Source organism: Rhizobium sp. NLR8a (assembly GCF_019685235.1).
Classification (GTDB): Bacteria; Pseudomonadota; Alphaproteobacteria; order Rhizobiales; family Rhizobiaceae; genus Rhizobium.
On the sequence record NZ_JABDWI010000003.1, the window covers coordinates 237,156 to 256,877 of the forward strand.

Sequence of the window (19,722 nt, forward strand, 5' to 3'; positions counted from 1 at the left end):
ATATGATGAAACGCGCCTTGGGGCCTGCCCTGAAAACCCTGGCCCTCAGAATTTCGGCTGCCCTCGCCATCCCGGTCCTTGCGATCCCCGCCCTGCTCTTTGCCGGGACGATGCGGGCTGCCGATGCGCCCGTCGTCGTCACCTCGATCAAGCCGATCCACTCACTGGTTGCGGCGATCATGCAGGGCGTGCGCGAGCCGGAATTGATCGTCGATGGCGCCGCCTCCCCGCACACCTACAGCATGAAGCCCTCGAACGCGCGGACCTTGCAGGAGGCGAAGGTCGTCTTCTGGGTCGGCCCGAACCTGGAGGCTTTCCTGGAAAAGCCGCTCGAGACGCTGGGCTCGAACGCCAGTGTCGTCGAACTCGACAACGCTCCAGGACTAACCAAGCTGCCCTTCCGCGAAGGCGGCGCCTTCGAGCCGCATGACGACGGGGACCACGAAAGCGCCCCCGAGCATGCGGATGCCGCCGAAGATGACCATGGCCACGATCATGCGGCTGAGCCCGGACATGACAGTGGCCACGCGCATCACGATGATCATGAAGAGCATGAGCACGGCCACGGCGCCTTCGACACGCATCTCTGGCTCGACCCGATGAATGCCAAGGCGATGGCGACTGTCATCACCACGACACTGGTCGCCGCCGACCCCGCCAATGCACTGACCTATCAGGCCAATGCCAAGGCGCTTGACGATAAGCTGACGGCGCTGGACAAGGAGATCGCCGCCACCGTCGCCCCCGTCAAGGACAAGCCTTTCGTCGTCTTCCACGACGCCTACCAATATTTCGAGAACCGTTACGGCATCCGCGTCGCCGGCTCGATCACCGTCAGCCCGGAAACCATTCCCGGCGCCGAGCGCGTGTCGGAAATCCACCGCAAGGTCGGCGAACTCGGCGCAACCTGCGTCTTTGCCGAACCGCAATTCGAGCCGCGCCTCGTCAAGGTCGTCATCGAAGGCACGAGCGCCAAATCAGGTGTGCTCGATCCGGAAGCAGCGACCCTCAAGGCCGGCCCCGATCTCTACTTCACCCTCATGCGCGGCATTGCCGACAGCATGAAGGCCTGCCTCTCCAGCGCATGACATTCATGCGACGCGCGGGAGCGCCTTGATAAAAGGCCTCCCGGGGAGAGCTGAGGCGGAAAGAGGCGGATGACCCCGTTCCGCCTTTTTTCGTCGCCACAGATGTAATGATATAACATCAAATATCGATCCGATGAGGTTCCCATGGACAACAGACTTCCGGTCACGGTGCTCTCCGGCTTTCTCGGCGCCGGCAAGACGACCCTGCTCAACCATGTGCTCGCCAATCGCGAGGGCCTGCGCGTCGCCGTGATCGTCAACGACATGAGCGAGGTGAACATCGACGCCGCACTGGTGCGCGATGGCGGCGCCAATCTCTCTCGCACGGAGGAACAGCTGGTCGAGATGACCAACGGCTGCATCTGCTGCACTCTGCGCGACGACCTGCTGAAGGAGGTGCGTCAGCTCGCAGATCAGGGCCGCTTTGATTACCTGCTGATCGAATCCACAGGCATCGCCGAACCCCTGCCCGTCGCCACCACCTTCGAATTCAGCGACGAGAACGGTGAAAGCCTGTCCGATGTCGCAAGGCTTGATACGATGGTGACCGTCGTCGATGCCGCCAATCTGCTGGCCGACTATGCCTCGGCCGATCTCCTCGCCGACCGCGGCGAAACCGCAGGCGACGGCGACAACAGGATGATCGTCGACCTGCTGGTCGAGCAGATCGAATTCGCCGATGTCGTGGTGCTGAACAAGATCGGCACGGCAAGCGACGAGCAGCGCGACGCCGCACGCAAGATCATCATCGGCCTCAATCCGGATGCGAAGCTGATCGAGGCGGATTTCGGCAAGGTGCCGCTCGCGGAGGTGCTTTGCACCGGCCGTTTCGACATCGAGAGGGCCGAGACCCATCCGCTCTGGTACAAGGAACTGCACGGCTTCAGGGATCACGTGCCGGAGACCGAGGAATACGGCATTCGCTCCTTCGTATATCGCGAGAAGCGGCCCTTCCATCCGGCAAGATTGCAGGCTTTTTTCGATCGGACATGGCCGGGCGTGGTGCGCGCCAAGGGCTTCTTCTGGCTGGCGACCCGACCGCACCATGTCGGCGAGATCAGTCAGGCCGGCGCGATCGTGCGCACCGGCAAGATGGGCCTGTGGTGGGCTTCCGTGCCGCGCGAACAATGGCCCGACGCGCCCGGTTTCCTCAGCGCCATCGGCCCCTATCTCGACCCCGTATGGGGCGACCGTCGCCAGGAAATCGTCTTCATTGGCGCCGACCCGATGGACGACGCGTGGATCAGCAGCGAACTCGACGCCTGTCTGGTGGAAAGTGATGCCTTCACACCTGAACGCTGGCGCAACCTGCCCGACCCCTTCGCCAGCTGGAGCCGGCAGGCGGCATGAAGGCGACAGCGATCAAACGATATCGCTGCGTCTGCGAGGAATGCGATCCGTTGCCGCCGGTCGAGGGGCTGCATCCGTCGACGCATGAGGGCGATGTGAAGGTTGATGCCGAAGAGACTGCTTGGCATCATCGCCGCTGTGCGCCGGAAGGTTTAGGGCAGGCGTCACCTCACCCACCCTCATCCCTGTGACGAGCACAGGAATGAGGAAGGCGGGGAGAGCGACTGTGCTTATCCCTTCACCGCCCTCATCCATTCCCAATCGGCGTTTTAGTTTAATTTTACACACTCCAGTGAACTGCCGTTCTTCCCGACACGACGCGATCGACGCATAGTCCCGAAGATCGGATTCGATTTTGTGCGGAATTGGGCGCAGATTCAAATAACGGAGCGCTGCTCCGCACCTTCGATCGAGCGCCTGGGGCCATTGGATCCGTCGTCCGGGATCGCTCGCCTTAAAGATGATGGAGGAAATCATGCCCGGCATCAGCATGCGTTATATCGTTGACGACGTCGACGCCGCGTTGGAATTCTACACGCGGCATCTCGGCTTTTCGGTCGCGCTTCACCCGGCCCCGAGCTTCGCCATTCTGACGAGGGACGGTTTTCGTCTGCTCGTCAGCGGCACAACCGGACCGGGCGGAGCATCCCAGGCGATGCCGGACGGACGATGGCCGGAGCCCGGTGGATGGAACCGCATCCAGATCGAAGTCGCCGACCTCGAAGCCGAAGTCACTAAGCTGCGCCAGGCGGGCGCGCATTTTCGCAACGACATAGTCCAGGGCATCGGCGGCAAGCAGATCCTGCTGGAAGACCCGGCCGGAAACCCTGTCGAGCTCTTCGAAGCGCCGAAGCGATAAGCGCCGCGGCATCGCAAGAATGGCGGCCGCGCCTTGCCAGCTCTGTGCGAGCGTGTAGTTTCGGACTCGCATCAATTCAGGGGTAAGCAAAATATGTCCGAATCCGCGGGCGGGCTCTTCGACTTTGTCGGGATACTAGCCGTGTTCTTTCTCGTCGCTGCCAATGGCTTCTTCGTCGCCGCAGAATTCGCACTGGTTTCGATGAGGCGCAGCCGTGTTACCGAGCTTGTCGCGGCCGGTCGCATGAACGCCTCCGCTCTCCAGCGCGCCATCGACAATCTCGATGCTAATCTCGCCGCAACCCAGCTCGGCATCACCATCTCGTCGCTGGCTCTGGGCTGGGTAGGCGAGCCGGCGCTCGCCCATCTGATCGAACCGCTGCTCTCCTGGCTGCCTGAACCGTGGGCGACAACCGGCGCCCATACCGTCTCCATCGTCATCGCTTTCGTCATCATCACGGCGCTGCACATCGTGCTCGGCGAACTTGCGCCGAAAAGCCTGGCGCTGCAGCGCAGCGAGGCGACCTCGCTTGCCGTCGTGCGTCCCCTCGGCCTCTTCCTGCTATTGTTCAAGCCGGCGATCTTCACCTTGAACGGTATGGGCAACCTTGTGCTGCGGGCGGTCGGCCTTCGCGCCGGAACCGGAGAATCCTCGTTCCACTCCCCGCAGGAGTTAAAGTTGCTGGTCGCCGAGAGCCAGGAGGCCGGTCTTCTGAACCAGGTGCAGCAGCAACTCGTCGAGCGGGTATTCAACATCGGCGACCGGCCGATCTCCGACATCATGACCCCGCGTCTCGACATCGAATGGTTTGATGCCGACGACAGCGAGGCGGAGATTCTGAAGACGATCCGAGAGTGCAGCCATGAGCAGTTGCTGGTCGCCCGCGGCTCGATCGACGAACCGATCGGCATGGTGTTGAAGAAGGATCTTCTCGATCAGGTCCTCGACGGCGGCAAGGTCAGGCCGCTGGAGGTGATCAAGCAGCCCCTGGTGCTGCACGAGGGTAGCAAGGTCGTGCGCGTCATCGACAGCTTCAAGGCGTCGCCCGTTCGCCTCGCCATCGTCGTCGACGAATATGGCAGTCTCGAAGGCATCGTCACCCAGACCGACCTGCTCGAAGCCATCGCCGGCGATCTGCCGGGCGCCGACGAGGAGCCCGACATTGTCGTGCGGGAAGACGGTTCGCTGCTGATTGACGCGATGATGCCGGCCTTCGACGCCTTCGAACGGCTGGGCCTCAAGGATCGCCCCGACGCCGATTTTCATACGCTGGCGGGCTTCGCGCTGCATCAGCTCCAGCATATCCCGGAAGCCGGCGAAACCTTCCTCTTCGAAGACTGGCGCTTTGAGGTGCTCGACATGGACGGCATGCGCATCGACAAGATGCTCGCAACCCGCGTTCCCGCCGAGGGAACAGAGGCCTGATCAGTTTATCGCCAGCGTCCAGAGCATGCCAGCGATCGCACAGCCGAAGAGCGTCGTGATAACCGAGGTCTTGAAGCGGAAAAGTGCGATGGCGGCGGCGACAGAGAGCGCGATCGCCGCCGGTACGGCAGATTGCAGCTGTGGAATATCGAGCCGCAGGTTTCCGAAACTGACCTGCGCGACTTCGGCAAACAGCGTATGCAGGCCGAACCAGATGGCGAGGTTGAGAATGACGCCGACCACCGCCGCCGTGATCGCCGACATTGCCCCGGCAAGCGCGACATTGCCGCGCAACTTTTCGATAAAGGGCGCACCAAGGAAGATCCAGAGGAAACAGGGCACGAAGGTTACCCATGTCGTCAGGATCGCAGCAAGGGTGGCGGCAAGCATCGGATCGAGCGAGCCGGGATTGCGAAAGGCGGCCATGAAGCCGACGAACTGGAGCACCATGATCAGCGGCCCCGGCGTCGTCTCGGCCATGCCGAGACCGTCCAGCATCTCGCCCGGCTTCAGCCAGCCGAAATGCTGCACGGCCTCCTGCGCGACATAGCCGAGCGCGGCATAGGCGCCGCCGAAGGTGACGACCGCCATCTTGCTGAAGAACAGGCCGATCTGGCTGAAGACGTCACCTGGGCCGAAGAACGCGTAAAGGGTGGCGACCGGCACCAGCCAGAGGGCGAGCAGTATAGCTGATATGCGCATCGACCAGGCGAGGTTGGCGCGCGCATGCGCCGGAATACCCTCGCCTAGCGCCGATTCCGCATCCGACAGCATCGCGCCGCTTGCGGCCTTATGGCCGCCGCCCGCCTTGAAGGCGTCGAGACCGAGCCTGCCGCCGAAGAAACCGATGATTCCGGCGGCCAACACAATCAGCGGGAACGGCACGTGGAGGAAGAAGATGGCGACGAAGGCCGCGGCCGCCACGGCAAGCATGACGCGGTTCCTCAGCGCCCGGCTGCCGATGCGGATGACGGCCTGCACGACGACGGCAAGGACGGCCGCTTTCAGGCCGAAGAACAGGCCGGCGACGATGCCGACGCTGCCATAGGCCGCGTAGATGTAGCTGAGGCCGAGGATCGACAGGAAGCCCGGCAGCACGAAGAGCACGCCGGCAACGAGACCGCCCAATGTGCGGTGCATCAGCCAGCCGATATAGACAGCGAGCTGCTGCGCCTCGGGGCCAGGAAGCAGCATGCAATAATTCAGCGCATGCAGAAAGCGGTGCTCGCCGATCCATCGCTTCTCGTCGACGATAATGCGGTGCATGACGGCGATCTGGCCGGCCGGGCCGCCGAAGCTCAAGGCGGCGACGCGCAGCCACACCCGGAACGCCTCCCCAAACGAAACGCCGTGGTGATGCCCCTCGCCCGCGTCCTTCTTGCCCGCCTGTCCGGCGGGCGCATTCTCCGTCATGTCGACCATCTCATACTCTCTTTTTCGGCGCGGGCCAGTTGTGGGTCTCTTCGGTCGCATCGCGGCACCAGCGGAAGAAGGCATCGTAGAGAAGCATTCCGGCCTCGAGCTGCTCCAGATCGTCGGAATACATTCTCGAGAGGCCGAGCGAGGCGGCAAGCAGACCGGATGCCTCGGGCGCGAGATCGAGCCTGGCCGTATCCGCCGCCCTGACGATCCGCGCCAGGCGCAAGAGCGGTTCGGAGGCCAGGCCGAACTCCTCGACCATCACGTCGAAGGTGCAGAGCTCGCCACGATGGCTCCAGAACACGTCCTCGATATCGAAGGGCGCAGCCCCGAAGCGCTCGCCGACGGCGACAACTTCAGGCGCCGGCACGAACAGGAAGACGGCATTCGGATCGACGAAACGCCGAATCAGCCAGGGACAGGCAATGCGGTCGATTTTTGGCCGCGCCCGTGTCACCCAGACGGTGCGTCCCTGCCCGTCGCGACGCGGCAGCTTCGCCTCGGGCACGACGGGTCCCGCCGCGACCCAGGCTTCGAAGCCGCCTTCGAGGCTTTCCGCCTCGATCCCGGCATGCCTGAGATAGGCGGCGACACCATGGCTGAGTTTGGCGCCCCTGTGGCAGACCACGACGACGGCATCGGCATTGATGCTATCAGCCCAGGACGCAACCTCGGCGTGGTCGCGCCGGATCGAGCCCGGCACCAGGCGCGGATCGAGCCCGAAATCCTCGTCCGTGCGGACGTCGATGATGCAGGGCGCCCCAGGAGTACCAATGAGGCGGCTGAGCTTGTCGGGAGAAATTTCGAGAAATGACGGCATGACGCGTCCTCCGTTGATCGGGTTTACCGGACGCGATTCTTCAGCATGACGCCTCGTGGGGTGATCGCGACCCCAGATCCAAAGCATTGGCAAAGACACCCCGTCCTGTCAAGAACGACGCTTCCGCTGCGGTTATGCCCGTCTATACGGCGGCTGTGCTGTGCGTATGACAGCACGATCTCCTCAGGCGTCATCCCCGCAATTGCCTTTTGCTTTCCACTCAAGAAGCCGCTCCAGGCTCAAAAATCCCGCCAACACAGGCACTTCGGCCCCAGAATGGAACAAAAGTCCCACTGATCCATTACTTCATCACCGAAAGAGGAGAAAGTACCATGACGTACGACCCCAATAATGCCAACGATCCGAACCGCCCGCTGAACCCGAACCTGGATCTGCGCACGACGCCGACGACGCGCAGCAGCAATACGTGGGTTGTTTGGGTTGCTGCATTGGCCGTGATCGCTGTTGCTGCATTCGCCTATTCGCAGTGGAGCAGCACACCTCCCGGCACTTCGCCGGATACGACAGCCTCCACGACCCAGTCCGAGCCGGCCCCGGCTAAGCCGATCGCTCCGACCGATAACAGCGCAACGCCTGCTCCGGCACCCGCACCGGCTACCCCGCCGGCCGCTCCTGCTCAGCAGTAACCGCTGCCGGTCGAAAGGAGCCGCGCTAGATACCTCCTTGGCGCGTCCGGCCAGGACACGCCAAGGAGGATCTATGCATCGAAGATGCGTATGATCCTAAGGTGACCGCAATCTCAGGGTGACGCGCGGGCACGAGCTTCTTTTGTGCGGCCGGCCCTTGAATAACCGCAATCGGCACTTATTTAGAGATTATTAAATTTGTCTCTGACGGCTGACCACGGATGTACTGGCAGCCGTCATTGAGACAGATCGAGGAAGGTCGGTGCGAGTTTCGCCCGGCCTTTTTTCTTGTTCTCGTCACCAACTCCGAACCAGTCCGGCTACCTGCCTTTATTGATTTCTTGCCGTCGGACCCTTAAGGCTCTGCCGGTCTGGAAAAGCGGTCTCGGCTACCGGAGGTCTTGTAACTGCCGCCGGAATGGCTCTCCATCGTGTCGACATCGCCGCCATCGGTCCGGACCGGGCCGGCGCTTTCGCAGGCTCGATTGGTCGAGCGACGCTGGGATTCAAAGGCTAGTTGGGGATTCTGTTATAGAAAGACTGAGGATCGTAGACGCACTCATGGTCGAGGAGGCAGATCTTGCCGTCTGCGTCTCTCACTCGCGCAGTGTCGTATTTGTCCCCCAGATTGCACCTCGCCGGCGGATAACGAAAGCTGCGGCCGCCGAATCCCATGCGCACGAAGACCCGCTTTTCCTGCTGAATGACGCGTCGGAGTTCCGCGCAGCTGTGGTCCCTGGCATTGACTTCCACCGTCTCGGCGGCAAAGGCTGCCGACGACAGCGATAACGCGACGGCCACGACGACACTTTTCATGGGTAACTCCTGAATGGGAGGGCTGAAGTAGGGCGCTCGGCCCAGAGGGCCAGTAGGGAATTCGCCTGCACCGCGTCGGAGCAGGAATTCCCGCCCGCTCTCATTCAAAGCGACCATCGCCTGACGTGTGGTGCCTGGTGATGCGATGCCCCTCCATCCGCAATCCATCTGTTGTTACCCTTATTGCCGCACGATCCGCACCGCAGCCTTGGCGTCGGCATGCCGATCATCGTACTGGCGCCGAACCGTCGCGCGAGCTCCGAATGGTCGATCCGGGCTTCGTGACAGCATGCCACGCACCTCGCGCTGAGGCTCTCCCCTTTCTTGACCTCGGCCAATGTCAGCTGATCCCCGCCATAGGCCGTGGCCCTTCTCGCAGGTTTGGTCGAGCCCAGTCCTGAAGCCCCTCGTCGGTTGCCTTCGTTGACTGAGTAGCCGGCGTCGGCGCCAGACCTGACAAGGTCGATGCCCTTCTGGTGCTTCATGGTTAAGACGCTCTTTCTGAGCCTTCAAGCGGCGCACGATATTTTTCGACATCAGACTGCTGGCGATAAGGAGCTGATCTCTCAAGAAGTTGGCGTCGGCCAGCAGGTTGCGATAGTAGCGAGCGCATAGCTTTTATGTGCTCGCAAAATAGAGGCAGCCAGATCCACTTCTGAAGGTGGCCAACCGGTTACGGCGGCCCCGATGCTAAAGCCAGGCTGCTCTGACATGACATTTCCCTGGCATTGAGGCTCCGGGTTCAAGGAGTTTCGCTCCCATTTGTCAATGGTTCTCAAAGAGTTAAGACAGTTGCCGCATTGTCAGGGGAAATTGTAAAGCGAGGCGGGATCATAGACGCAGGCATAATCAAGGACGCACTGCCGCCCTTCAGCATCGCGGAAACTCGCCGTGCTGCGCTTGTCGCCCAGGCTGCATTGCGCCGGCGGATACCGAAAACTGCGCCCGCCAAAACCGACTCGAACGAAGACCTTCTTATTCTGACGGATGATCTGCGCAATCTCGCCGCAGCTATGTGCGCTCGCTTTGACTTCCATCACGCCGCCAGCAAGAGCCGGCGACGACAGCGACAAGGCAACGGCAAAGACGACGCTTTTCATGAAACCCTCCAGCTTCGGAGAAGAACATAGGGCAAGCGTGTCGGTGCAGCCAGTATCAACCAGATCTTCCGTTTCTGGAACGATTTCCATCAAACCGGAAGCCCGGTCCGAATTTAAAAATCTCGATCTTTTCAAGAAGATTGGTGGGTGATGTAGGGCTCGAACCTACGACCCGCTGATTAAGAGTCAGCTGCTCTACCAACTGAGCTAATCACCCGTTCGCGCTTGGCTGCGCGGTGTGACGGGGCGTATAAACAGGATCGGCAGGCTTGTCCAGCGCATCAGCGAAAATTCTTTGGTTAATCTCAAAGATTTTTCCGCAGCGCCGAAATGCGGCGCACAATCCTAAAAATCGGAAACGATCTCCGCGAGGGATGATGCGCCAATTCAAGGTGATAGAGCGTCCCGCCTGCCGGAGCGCGGCGCTCTCATAAACTCAAAGATCGAGTGTGCCACTCGCCAGTCGCACCGCCTGGCCGCCGATCCGCGCGTTGGAAATCGTCCCGCCTTCGACATCGATATGCAGGTGGATGAAGGACGGACGGCCCATCTCGACGCCCTGCTCGATCATGATCGGGTGGTGCCCGTCGGTCAGCCGGTCAAAATGGCGGATTGCGCCGGAGAGAGCGGCCGCCGCCGCCCCGGTGGCCGGATCCTCGACGATGCCCATGCCGCTGGCGAACATGCGCGCATGGAACTTCGCCACGTGGTTGACGCCGCCGCGGCAATAGACATAGGCCGAGGCCAGCGCGCCATCGACGAAGGGCACGATCTTTTCCCAAAGCTGCGGATCGAATTCCACCCGCTGCGCCGTGCCGACATCGTGCACCGGAATGAGCAGAAACGGAACGCCGGCGCTCCAGACCGACGGAACGTGGTTTTCGAAGCCGATTTCGGTGACCTTCAACGACAGCGCATCGGCAATACCGAGCTTGTCGAGCGGCATGACGGCCTGCTGCGATTTGCGCGGCAGGTCAAATTCGGCAAAGCTCGCCTCGCCCTGCCTCAGCCGCACGGCGCAACGCACCGGCCCGACATTTTCCTCAAGCACCATGACGAGATCGAGCGCCGCTGCGCCATGAGCCCGCTCGGCCAGCGCCACCGCCGTGCCGACTGTGGGATGACCGGCAAAGGGCAGCTCGCGGCCCGGCGTGAAGATTCTGAGCTTCGCCGCGTAGGCGGGATTGGTTGAAGGCTGCACGAAAACCGTTTCGGAGAGATTGATCTCCTGGGTGATCGCCTGCATCGCCTCGTCGCTGAGATTGTCGCCGTCGAAAACCACCGCCAGCGGATTGCCCGCAAGCTTTCGATCGGTGAACACGTCATAGACGCTGTAGCTTCGCGCCACATCGGCCTCCTTGAATCGATCGTCGCGCCGCCAACCTGCCCGACCATGCGACCGAGTGCAAGGCGCTAACTCGGGTAAGAACAACCCGTCTCCGGCACGAGACGTCGGCAGCCCGCAATTTGCGCGGGATCGTTAATGAAAATCGATTTTTTCTCGGAAGCGCTTGACGAGCGTGGTACCCCCGAAAGGGGCCTCGAAGGACGAGGGCGGCCTCCGATTGCCGCGCCCTATGCGCCACTCTTCCCGAAATACCAGTCAATCACCGGCAGCATGGAGATGTTATACGGATACGCGTCACGATCAGCCGAACGGATCGCCACCGCACCCGCGATCTCCTTGTCTTCGGCGACCAGCATGTGGGCCTCGATCCGATCGACCATCTCGTCTGCCGTCAGGTCGAAACGGAAGAGCCTCAGCAACGTCACCGTACGCCTGGCGTGGCTGGAAAAGAGCTGCTGCCCCGCCACCGAATCGGAAAGATTGAGGCCGGTTTCCTCGAGAACCTCGCGGCGCATATTGGCTTCGATGTCGCAGCGCCCGTTGAAGATATCCTCGGGTTCCAGCGAGCCGGCGGCGAAATAGACCTGGCCGGGATTGGCGGTGTGCGCACCCATGCGGATCGCAACCAGCGCGCCGTCGGAGCTTTCGAGCACGGGATAGGCGAAGATGTGCAGCCCGCCTTGGCGTTGGGGCTGGCGGCGCCAGTACATGAAGGCGGAAAAGGGCGTGACGTAGCCCTCACCCGAAATTCCTTCCTTACCGAGCGACAGCCGCTGCTGGAAAATCAGCCGCCCATCGAAGAGCGCCGGGTTGGCGGCGATCTCCCTCACCCAATTCTCGCGGATCGCCGTCTCCTCGGCGGCGACGAAAGGATGAGTGCCGGGCAGGACGCGGAGATCAACGCCGGCGATGGGGAAGACCGTGTTCTCCGGCGGCCAGCCGGCGAAATCATCGGGAAAATCGGCGTTCGGAAAATTTCTGCTCAAATTCGTTTTCATGTTCGCTTTCAGGGGAGATCCAGTGTCATGATGACGGGGCAATGGTCGGAGGCCTTCGGCCGGTCCCAGCCGCTACGGGGATAACGCTCCACCTCCTGCCCCGGCGGGAAGATGGTGCGGTAGGGTTGGCCGCTGCGGATGATCTCGGGCAGGCGGCCGGCATTATGGGCGGCAAGTGCGGGCGAAAGCCAGATATAATCGAGCTGGCAGAGGTGCTGCTCCTGCGGCCCGCGCGCATGATAAAGCGTCCAGCGGTCGAGGGGCTGACGACGGCGGACGACATTTTCCGCAAAACTGTCATGGCTGAAGACGTCGAGCGCGCTTTCGGTCTCCGCCTGATGCTCGAAATGATAACCGGTGCCGCGCCGCCCAACGACGGCGACGCGCTCCTGATAGTCGTTCATGTCGCCGCAGATCGCAAAGCTCTTCGAGGCGGTGTGGCCGGCGCCGAAGCGGTCCTCGATGATGCGACGCACGGCGCGCGCCTCGGCGCGACGGAGCGGCAGTGTCGATTGCCGCCCGTCCAGCCCGTCGCGCGGATTGCCCATCGACTTGAAATGCACAACATAGAGCGAGAAAGGCCTGCCGCCGATCAGGAGGTCGAGCTCCAGGCAGTCGCGCTTGAAGATCTTGTCGTCGATACGGTTGGTAAGCGCCAGTTCCTCGTCGAAGAGATCGAAATCGCGATAGGTCGTCATCGCGTGACTTCTGATATCCCTGAGTTCGATCTTCTGGCCATCGCGCGTTTCCTCGCGCATCAGCACGGCGACATCGATTCCGCGGCTGTCATTGCCCTCGACCAGGAATTTCTGCCGATAGCCGTTTCCGACCATGCGGAAGAGATAGCCGTATTCGAACGCCTGAAGAGCGGCCATATTGTCGATTTCCTGCAGGCAGAGGATATCGGCGTCGGCATCGGCGATCGCCAGCGCCGTCATCTGCCTCGTATCATCGGTGGCGGCGATCACGCGCGCCTGCTCGAGCTGCTGATAGACGCCCTCGCTGTTCACCTCGAAAAGCTTGATGACGCGGTCCTGGCGAAGCTGGTTGCGAAAACCCGTAAAATCGAAACGGGTGAGCAGGTTTTCGACGTTGAAAGTGGCGAGGCGAAGCGACATGGAATGAGTCCGGTTGCGCGCAGTACCTTATCCGGCAATCGCTGCAGGAAAAGGTGGCGGGCCGAGAAAATTGCGGACAAACGCCCCTCTTGCCGCCCCCGGATGCGATTATCTCGATCAGAGCCGCCACCCCGCGCGGATGACGACACGCACGGCTTCCCCGGCCTCGACGACGACGCGGCTGTAGGCGCGCAGCGTCTGGCCGTTGCCGAGCGTCAGTTTGACGGCGTAGCGCTCGCCCTCGAAAAGCACGGATTCGACGGTCGCGGGAGCGCCCTCGCCGCCGATGATCACATCCTCCGGCCGCACCAGAATATCGGCGCCATCGATATTGGCCGCCTGCAGCGCATCCTGCAACTCATCCCACTCCAGATGGCGTTCGCCGCCCATCACAGGCAGCGTCAGGATCGCGCCGCGCCCGATCAGCCCGCCGACAATGCGGCCGTCCGGCCGGGCATAGATTTCGGCCGGCGATGCCACCTGCAGCAGCCGGCCCTCCGACATGACGGCGACGTCGGTCGCGAGCGCCATCGCCTCGCTCTGATCGTGGGTGACGTAAATCATCGTCGCGCCCGAGCGCTGGTGGAACTCGCGGAAGGTCTCCTCCATCTCCTGCTTCAGGTGCCGGTCGAGATTGGCGAGCGGCTCATCGAGCAGCACGACGTCAGGCGACGTCACCAGGCAGCGGGCGAGCGCCACGCGCTGGCGCTGGCCGCCGGAGAGATCGGCCGGCCGCCGCCCGGCGTAATCGGCGAGCCGGACGGTGGAGAGCGCGTCCTGTACTTTCGCCCGGTAGGCCTCACCCGAGATGCCGTGCACCTTGAGGGGATAGCCGACATTGTCGGCCACGCTCATATGCGGCCAGAGCGCATAGGATTGGAAGACCATCGCCATATTGCGCTTTTCCGGCGGCAGCGATTGCGCCGCATCGGCAAGCAGCCGCTCCCCGAGATGGATCGAGCCGTCGGAAGGCGCCTCGAAACCGGCGATCATCCGCAGCACCGTCGTCTTGCCGCAGCCGGAAGGCCCGAGCAGCGCCAGGAAACCGCCCTCGCGCACATCGAGCGAAAAACCGCTGACGGCCGCCCTTCCGGTGCCGAAATCCTTGGCCACCTGATTGAGGGTCAGTTGCGCCATGGGACCACCCCTTTCGGAAGGCGTTTGGTCAGAGGCTCGAGCAGCAGCATCATGACGACGACCATGAGCACGACGAGCACTGAGAGCGCCGAAGCAAGGTCGGAACTGCCGCTGTCATCGAGATTGTAGATCGCGACGCCGAGCGTCTGGGTGCCGGCCGACCAGAGCAGCGCCGAGATCGTCAGCTCGTTGCAGGCGATCAGGAAGACGAGGATGACCGAGGCGCCGACGGCGGGCGCAATCAGCGGCACGATGATATCGAAGAGTCGGCGGACGAAGCCGGCGCCGGAAAGCCGTGCGGCCTCTTCCAGCGCTGGATCGAGCTGGTGGAAGGCGGTGATCAGCGGCTTTAGGCTGACGGCGAAAAAGGAGGAGAAATAGGCGATCAGGATGATCCAGATCGTGCCGTAAAGCGAGATGTTGAGGACCGGGACGGGTGCGGCGAAGACCAGGATGAAGGCGACCGCCAAGACGATGCCGGGCAGCGAATAAGGTATCTCGATCAGGCTGGCGACGATACGCGACGCCAGGTCTCTACGCCGCGTCAGCACATAAGCCGCAAGCACCGTCACGACGAGCAGACCAAGCGCGGTGGCGCCGGCAAGCGACAGCGAATTGACAAAGGCCGTGCGCGTGACCGCCTGCCGGAATAGGATCTCCTGAAGGGCATGCAGCGACATGGTCTTGAAGGTGAGCGGCACGCCATAGGCCGGCACCAGCGCGCCGGCGACGAGCGCGGAGAAGGGTGCGGCCAGCATGAAGAACAGGATCGCCCAGAGAAGCGGCGTGGCAAGGAAGCGCCAGGGGCCGAGCTGGAAAGCGGCACTTGCCCCTGACAGGCCGATGACACGATAGTCCCGGCCTCTGAGCGCCCGGTCCTGGATCATCAGCCCTGCGACCGAGATCATCGCGATGATGCCCGAGAGCACGGCGACATCGCCGAAGGTGCGGCTGGTGAAGGCTGAGAATTTGGTGAAGATGAGCGTCGGCAGCGTATAGATCGAGGCCGGGATGCCGAGAATGGCGGGAATGCCGAAATTGCCGGTGCAGGAGACGAAGGAGATTGCCGCCCCGGCGATGATGCCGGGCAGCGACAGCGGCAGGATGATGTCGCGGAACACCCTGAGGCTCGAGGCGCCGGAAAGCCGCGCGGCCTCGACACCGTCGCGCGGCAGCGTCATCAGCCCGGCCCTGAGCGCCAGATAGACCAGCGGCGCATGCTGCACGCCATAGAGCAGCGCGATGCCGCCCACCGAATAGAGCGGCTGCGGCGACCCCAGCGGCGGCGCAAGCGAGAGCGCCTTCAACAACGGGCTCGACGGCCCCGACATCTGCACCCAGGCAAGCGCCGTCACCTGCGGCGGGATCATCATCGGCAGCACGAAGAAGAAGCTGAGCGGCCCTTTGCCGGGAAGATCGGTCAGCGTCAGCAGGAAGGCGAAGAGGCAGCCGATGAGAAGCGAGATGATCGTGCCCAAGACCGCGGTGACGATGGTGTAATAGGTGGCCTGCCAGAGCGACGGTTCGCTCAGCACATCGATGACGCCGCCGTTGGGAAGGCCGCAATGCCGACCATGGCGAGGCGGGCGAGCGGCAGCACGCTGAGGATCAGGACTGATATGACGATAAAAGGAAACAGCCAGGCGGGCTGGCTGTTTCCCGATCTCACATAACCATGCATGGAAGGATCAGTTCGAACCGTAAATGCCCGAGAAGGTCTTCAGATCCTGATCGGTATTTTTCAGAGCTTCCTCCGCCTTGATCGGCAGCACCTTGATGGCGTCGCGCGCCGGGAAACCCTCCGGCAGCTTCATGTCGTTGCGGGCCGGGATATAGCCGAGCTTGAGGAAGCCTTCCTGGCCCTTTTCCGAGAGCACGTAATCGACGAATTTCTTCGCCGCCTCCGCATTCTTGGTGCTGGCGAGAATGCCGACCGGCTCGGTGATGGCGGAAACGCCTTCGCTCGGGAAGACGAACTCGACGGGCGCGCCCTTGGCCTTCTCGCGGATCGGCAGGTAATCGACGACCATGCCGTAAGCCTTTTCGCCCGAGGCGACCGACTTCAGCACGGCGCCGTTGCCGCCGGCGGCAATCGCGCCGTTTGCCTGAAGCGCCTTGTAAAAGTCCCAGCCGAGGCCGGGAACGGCAGCCAGTGTCTGGGCGTGGATGAGCGCCGCACCCGAGGCGAGCGGGCTCGGCATGGTGACGAGGCCCTTGGCCTCCGGCTTGGTCAGGTCCTTCCAGCCCGCGGGCTTCATGCCGGCCGAGGTGTTGTACATGATGCCTGTCGTGATCAGCTTGGTCGAGTAATAGTAGCCGTCGGCGTCATAGAGACTGGCGTCGTATTGCGCGGCTTCCGGCGACTTGTAGGCGAGCAGCTTGCCGTCTTGCTTCAAGCGCTCCAGCGTCACCATGTCGGCGATGAGCAGAAGGTCGGCGACCGGGTTGCCGGCCTGGATCTCGGCCTGGAGCTTGGCGATGATCTTCGGCGTGCCGTCGCGCACCCAGTCGACCTTGATATCGGGATTGGCGACCATGAAGCCATCGACCGTCGCCTGCGCATCCTCGTTCGGCTGGCTGGTGTAGAGAACGAGGTTTGCGGCCGAGGTCGGAATGGCAAAAAGGCTCGCGGCGAGAAGAGCAGCGGCGGAAACGATCGTCTTCATGGGAGGGGTCCTCGGGATTGCGTCACCCTCCCTTATTAGGGGTCGTTGACAGGTATGTGACAGGACGCAGCGGCTGCGCTGCGCCCTGTGCTGCTGAATTGCCGTCACCCTTCAGAGAGACGTTACTTCGCGGCCTCTTCGATGAGCTCCGCCACCTTCTGCGGCTGCGAAACCATCACGACGTGGGATGCGCCATCGACCACGACGGTCAGCTTGGACCCTGCCCGCTCGGCCATGAAGCCAAGAGCTGCGGCCGGGATGTTCTTGTCGCTGGTGCCGTAGACAAACCATGACGGCAGTTTCTTCCAGGCAGGCTCGCCGGATTTTTCGGTCAGGGCCGCTTCGGTGATCGGCCGCTGGGCCGCCGCCATCAGGGCAGCCTGCTCAGCCGGCACGTCGCTGGCGAACTGGTCATGGAACTTGGTTTGGTCTATGGAAAGATCGACGCCGCCTGCACTGAGCTTCACCGGAACCGCCAGCGCTCCGCTCAGCGTACCGCCGGGAAACTTGCCGGCGAGATCCGCAACCGATTCCCCTGCCTCCGGCGCGAAGGCCGCGACATAGACCAGGGACTTGACGTTGTCATGGCCGTTCGCGGCGGTCGAGATCACCTGCCCTCCATAGGAATGGCCGACCAAGACGACGGGGCCGGCAATGCTGCCGACGACATCGGAAACATAGGCGGCGTCGCCGGAAACGCTACGCAGCGGATTGGCGGCAGCAACGACCGGGAAACCGTCCTTGCGCAGGATCTCGACCACGCCGTTCCAGCTGGATGAATCGGCAAAGGCGCCGTGAACGAGGACGACGGTAGGTTTGGCCGACTGAGCGACGGCAGCCCCGGAAAGAAGAGCGCCCGCCAGGGCGACGACTGCAGCAAACTTGAACATGGGTCATTTCCTTTCGTCGGTTGAAGTTCAAAGGAGCCGAACTGGTACGTTCGCGTGCCTTCAAGTTTCCAAATCGGAATCTAATTTGTGGACGATTTATTTGTGTGCGATATAAATAACCCTCATCGTTCACGTCGTCAATAGCTTGCAAACAGATCGTGCGCAAATTATATTGAGCGCAGAGGAGAACGTGATGAAAGACACGCCATCGAATGGTGTTGCCGACGTGCCGAAGATCGATGAATTGCTTTGCTTTTCAATCTATTCGGCAGGCCACGCCTTCAATCAGCTTTACCGCCCCCTGCTCGACGAGTTGGATCTGACCTATCCGCAATTCCTCGTCATGACCGCCTTATGGGCGCGCGACGACCGCACGGTGAAGGATCTCGGCGACACGCTTTTCCTCGATTCCAGCACTCTCACCCCGCTCTTGAAGCGACTGGAAAATGTCGATCTCGTCACTCGCAACCGGAATCCCGCCGACGAGCGCCAGGTGCTTGTGCGCCTGACGCAGAAGGGACAATCCCTCAAGAGCCGCGCGACCCACGTGTTCGACTGCATCGGCAAAGCCGTCGGTCTCGACGCCGAGACCGTGAGCAAGATTCGCGATACGATCGCTTCGCTCCGCGACAACATTCACAAGAAGAACAAGGACGAGACCTGACCCGCGGCAGCCCCCCGCTGCGTCGTCTTCACGCCAGAACGATTTCCGTCGACAAGCCGATCACATATTGTACGATCTGCCCGCGCCCCAGCGCCGCGCAATTGATCTTAGCCTCGGGCGCCCGCAATCTCGCCGACCCCTCACGCAGGCGTGAACATGCCGCCATTGTCATGCTATTGCGTTGAGGTACGTCAATCGCGTTTCGATGAAGGAGGAGTTTCAATGGAATATCGTCTGCTCGGCCGTTCCGGCTTGAAGATTTCGACTTTGACCATGGGCACGATGACCTTCGGCGGCGTCGGTTGGGCGAAGATGGTCGGCGATCTCGGCGTCTCCGAGGCGAAGAAGATGATCGACATCTGCATCGATGCCGGCATCAACCTGATCGACACCGCCAACGTCTATTCGTCAGGCGAATGCGAAAATATCATCGGCGAGGCGCTCGCCGGCAAGCGGCCGCAGGGCGTGCTGCTCGCCACCAAAGCCCGCTTCGGCATGGGCGACGGCCCGAACGACCGCGGCCTGTCGCGCTACCACCTGATTCGCGAATGCGAGGCCAGCCTGAAGCGCCTGAAGACCGATGTCATCGACCTCTATCAGGTGCATGAATGGGACGGCCAGACGCCGCTCGAAGAGACGATGGAAGCGCTCGACACGCTGATCCGGCAGGGCAAGGTGCGTTATGTCGGCTGCTCGAACTATTCCGGCTGGCACATCATGAAGGCGCTCGGCATTGCCAACGAACACCGCTACCAACGCTTCGTGAGTCAGCAGATCCATTATACGCTCGAAGCCCGCGACGCCGAATACGAGCTGCTGCCGATTTCGATTGACCAGGGCCTCGGCGTGCTGGTCTGGAGCCCGCTTGCCGGCGGTCTGCTCTCCGGCAAACACCGCCGCAACCAGGCCGCTCCCGAAGGCACGCGCCAGTTCGCCGGCTGGACCGAACCGCCGATCCGCGACGAAAACCGCCTCTGGAACATCGTCGAGACGCTGGTGGCGATCGGCGAGGAACGCGGCGTTTCGGCCGCTCAAGTGGCGCTCGCCTGGCTGGTCGGCCGCAAGGCCGTCACCTCGGTCATCATCGGCGGGCGCACCGAAGCCCAGTTCCGCGACAACATCGCCGCCGCAGAGCTGAAGCTCACCGGAGAGGAGCGCAAGCGTCTCGACGCCGTCAGCCTGCCGCCGGTGATCTATCCCTACTGGCACCAGCTGAACACGGCGAGCGACAGGCTCGGCGAAGCCGACCTCGAGCTTTTTGGCCCACATCTGCAGCAATAGCACCAAGCTGCAAGTCAGCCATTGCACGGCGAAAGACAAGCATGTCGCGCAAAAGTGTGCAGCGGTTTCGCGGGGACGACATGCGTGAAATTAAAA

17 protein-coding genes, 1 tRNA gene and 1 pseudogene are annotated in these 19,722 nt (G+C 62.3%); 7 read left to right on the forward strand and 12 right to left on the reverse strand.

Annotated features, from left to right (window positions below):
- Positions 1-5: 5 nt before the first annotated feature.
- The 4 genes from znuA (at position 6) to HJC04_RS06960 (ending at position 4,722) form a co-directional block, all read left to right on the forward strand.
- The gene (gene znuA, locus HJC04_RS06945; RefSeq protein WP_210630793.1) at positions 6-1,088 is read left to right on the forward strand and encodes a zinc ABC transporter substrate-binding protein ZnuA; all 1,083 of its coding nucleotides are present in this window, start codon (positions 6-8) and stop codon (positions 1,086-1,088) included.
- A 144-nt stretch (positions 1,089-1,232) separates the two neighbouring features.
- A complete protein-coding gene (gene zigA, locus HJC04_RS06950) occupies positions 1,233-2,438 on the forward strand; it encodes a zinc metallochaperone GTPase ZigA (RefSeq protein ID WP_221145434.1) in 1,206 nt (401 codons plus the stop codon).
- Between the two features lie 475 nt (positions 2,439-2,913).
- Complete coding sequence (locus tag HJC04_RS06955) at positions 2,914-3,297, forward strand: VOC family protein (RefSeq protein ID WP_210630789.1); 384 nt, start codon at positions 2,914-2,916, stop codon at positions 3,295-3,297.
- A gap of 93 nt (positions 3,298-3,390) precedes the next feature.
- On the forward strand, positions 3,391-4,722 hold the full coding sequence (locus HJC04_RS06960; RefSeq protein WP_210630788.1) for a hemolysin family protein: 1,332 nt from the start codon (positions 3,391-3,393) through the stop codon (positions 4,720-4,722).
- Here HJC04_RS06960 and chrA read toward each other — a convergent pair whose 3' ends face one another.
- Together chrA and HJC04_RS06970 are read right to left on the reverse strand one after the other, a co-directional pair.
- Positions 4,723-6,144 carry a chromate efflux transporter gene (chrA, locus tag HJC04_RS06965; protein ID WP_210630786.1) on the reverse strand — a complete coding sequence of 474 codons (1,422 nt, stop codon included), beginning with the start codon at positions 6,142-6,144 and terminating at the stop codon, positions 4,723-4,725.
- Position 6,145: 1 nt separating this feature from the next.
- Positions 6,146-6,961 carry a sulfurtransferase/chromate resistance protein gene (locus HJC04_RS06970; RefSeq protein ID WP_210630785.1) on the reverse strand — a complete coding sequence of 272 codons (816 nt, stop codon included), beginning with the start codon at positions 6,959-6,961 and terminating at the stop codon, positions 6,146-6,148.
- Positions 6,962-7,293: 332 nt separating this feature from the next.
- On the opposite strand from HJC04_RS06970, the gene HJC04_RS06975 reads away from it, so the two are divergent.
- Positions 7,294-7,608: a hypothetical protein gene (locus HJC04_RS06975; RefSeq protein ID WP_221145435.1), complete on the forward strand. Its 315-nt coding sequence runs from the start codon at positions 7,294-7,296 to the stop codon at positions 7,606-7,608.
- 513 nt (positions 7,609-8,121) lie between these two features.
- Here HJC04_RS06975 and HJC04_RS06980 read toward each other — a convergent pair.
- From HJC04_RS06980 to HJC04_RS07025, 10 genes and pseudogenes are all read right to left on the reverse strand, one after another.
- Entirely contained in the window at positions 8,122-8,424 is a 303-nt protein-coding gene (locus HJC04_RS06980) for an acid shock protein (RefSeq protein ID WP_210630781.1), read from the reverse strand.
- 803 nt (positions 8,425-9,227) lie between these two features.
- A complete protein-coding gene (locus tag HJC04_RS06985) occupies positions 9,228-9,524 on the reverse strand; it encodes a hypothetical protein (protein ID WP_210631595.1) in 297 nt (98 codons plus the stop codon).
- 141 nt (positions 9,525-9,665) lie between these two features.
- Positions 9,666-9,741, reverse strand: a tRNA-Lys gene (locus tag HJC04_RS06990).
- Between the two features lie 219 nt (positions 9,742-9,960).
- Positions 9,961-10,872, reverse strand: coding sequence for a PhzF family phenazine biosynthesis protein (locus tag HJC04_RS06995; RefSeq protein ID WP_221145441.1), 912 nt, complete (start codon positions 10,870-10,872; stop codon positions 9,961-9,963).
- Positions 10,873-11,099: 227 nt separating this feature from the next.
- On the reverse strand, positions 11,100-11,870 hold the full coding sequence (locus HJC04_RS07000; RefSeq protein WP_210630777.1) for an NUDIX hydrolase: 771 nt from the start codon (positions 11,868-11,870) through the stop codon (positions 11,100-11,102).
- Between the two features lie 8 nt (positions 11,871-11,878).
- Positions 11,879-12,988 carry an endonuclease/exonuclease/phosphatase family protein gene (locus HJC04_RS07005; RefSeq protein ID WP_221145443.1) on the reverse strand — a complete coding sequence of 370 codons (1,110 nt, stop codon included), beginning with the start codon at positions 12,986-12,988 and terminating at the stop codon, positions 11,879-11,881.
- A gap of 117 nt (positions 12,989-13,105) precedes the next feature.
- Positions 13,106-14,125, reverse strand: coding sequence for an ABC transporter ATP-binding protein (locus HJC04_RS07010; RefSeq protein WP_210630774.1), 1,020 nt, complete (start codon positions 14,123-14,125; stop codon positions 13,106-13,108).
- A pseudogene (locus HJC04_RS07015) lies at positions 14,113-15,806 on the reverse strand (ABC transporter permease). The gene HJC04_RS07010 and the pseudogene HJC04_RS07015 overlap by 13 nt, the downstream one beginning before the upstream one ends.
- Before the next feature lie 7 nt (positions 15,807-15,813).
- Positions 15,814-16,791: an ABC transporter substrate-binding protein gene (locus HJC04_RS07020; RefSeq protein ID WP_221145444.1), complete on the reverse strand. Its 978-nt coding sequence runs from the start codon at positions 16,789-16,791 to the stop codon at positions 15,814-15,816.
- 122 nt (positions 16,792-16,913) lie between these two features.
- The gene (locus HJC04_RS07025; RefSeq protein WP_210630768.1) at positions 16,914-17,681 is read right to left on the reverse strand and encodes an alpha/beta fold hydrolase; all 768 of its coding nucleotides are present in this window, start codon (positions 17,679-17,681) and stop codon (positions 16,914-16,916) included.
- A 193-nt stretch (positions 17,682-17,874) separates the two neighbouring features.
- Here HJC04_RS07025 and HJC04_RS07030 point away from each other — a divergent pair, with 193 nt between their 5' ends.
- Positions 17,875-18,345: a MarR family winged helix-turn-helix transcriptional regulator gene (locus HJC04_RS07030; RefSeq protein WP_221145447.1), complete on the forward strand. Its 471-nt coding sequence runs from the start codon at positions 17,875-17,877 to the stop codon at positions 18,343-18,345.
- Between the two features lie 222 nt (positions 18,346-18,567).
- Entirely contained in the window at positions 18,568-19,626 is a 1,059-nt protein-coding gene (locus HJC04_RS07035; protein ID WP_221145449.1) for an aldo/keto reductase, read from the forward strand.
- Positions 19,627-19,722 lie beyond the last annotated feature (96 nt).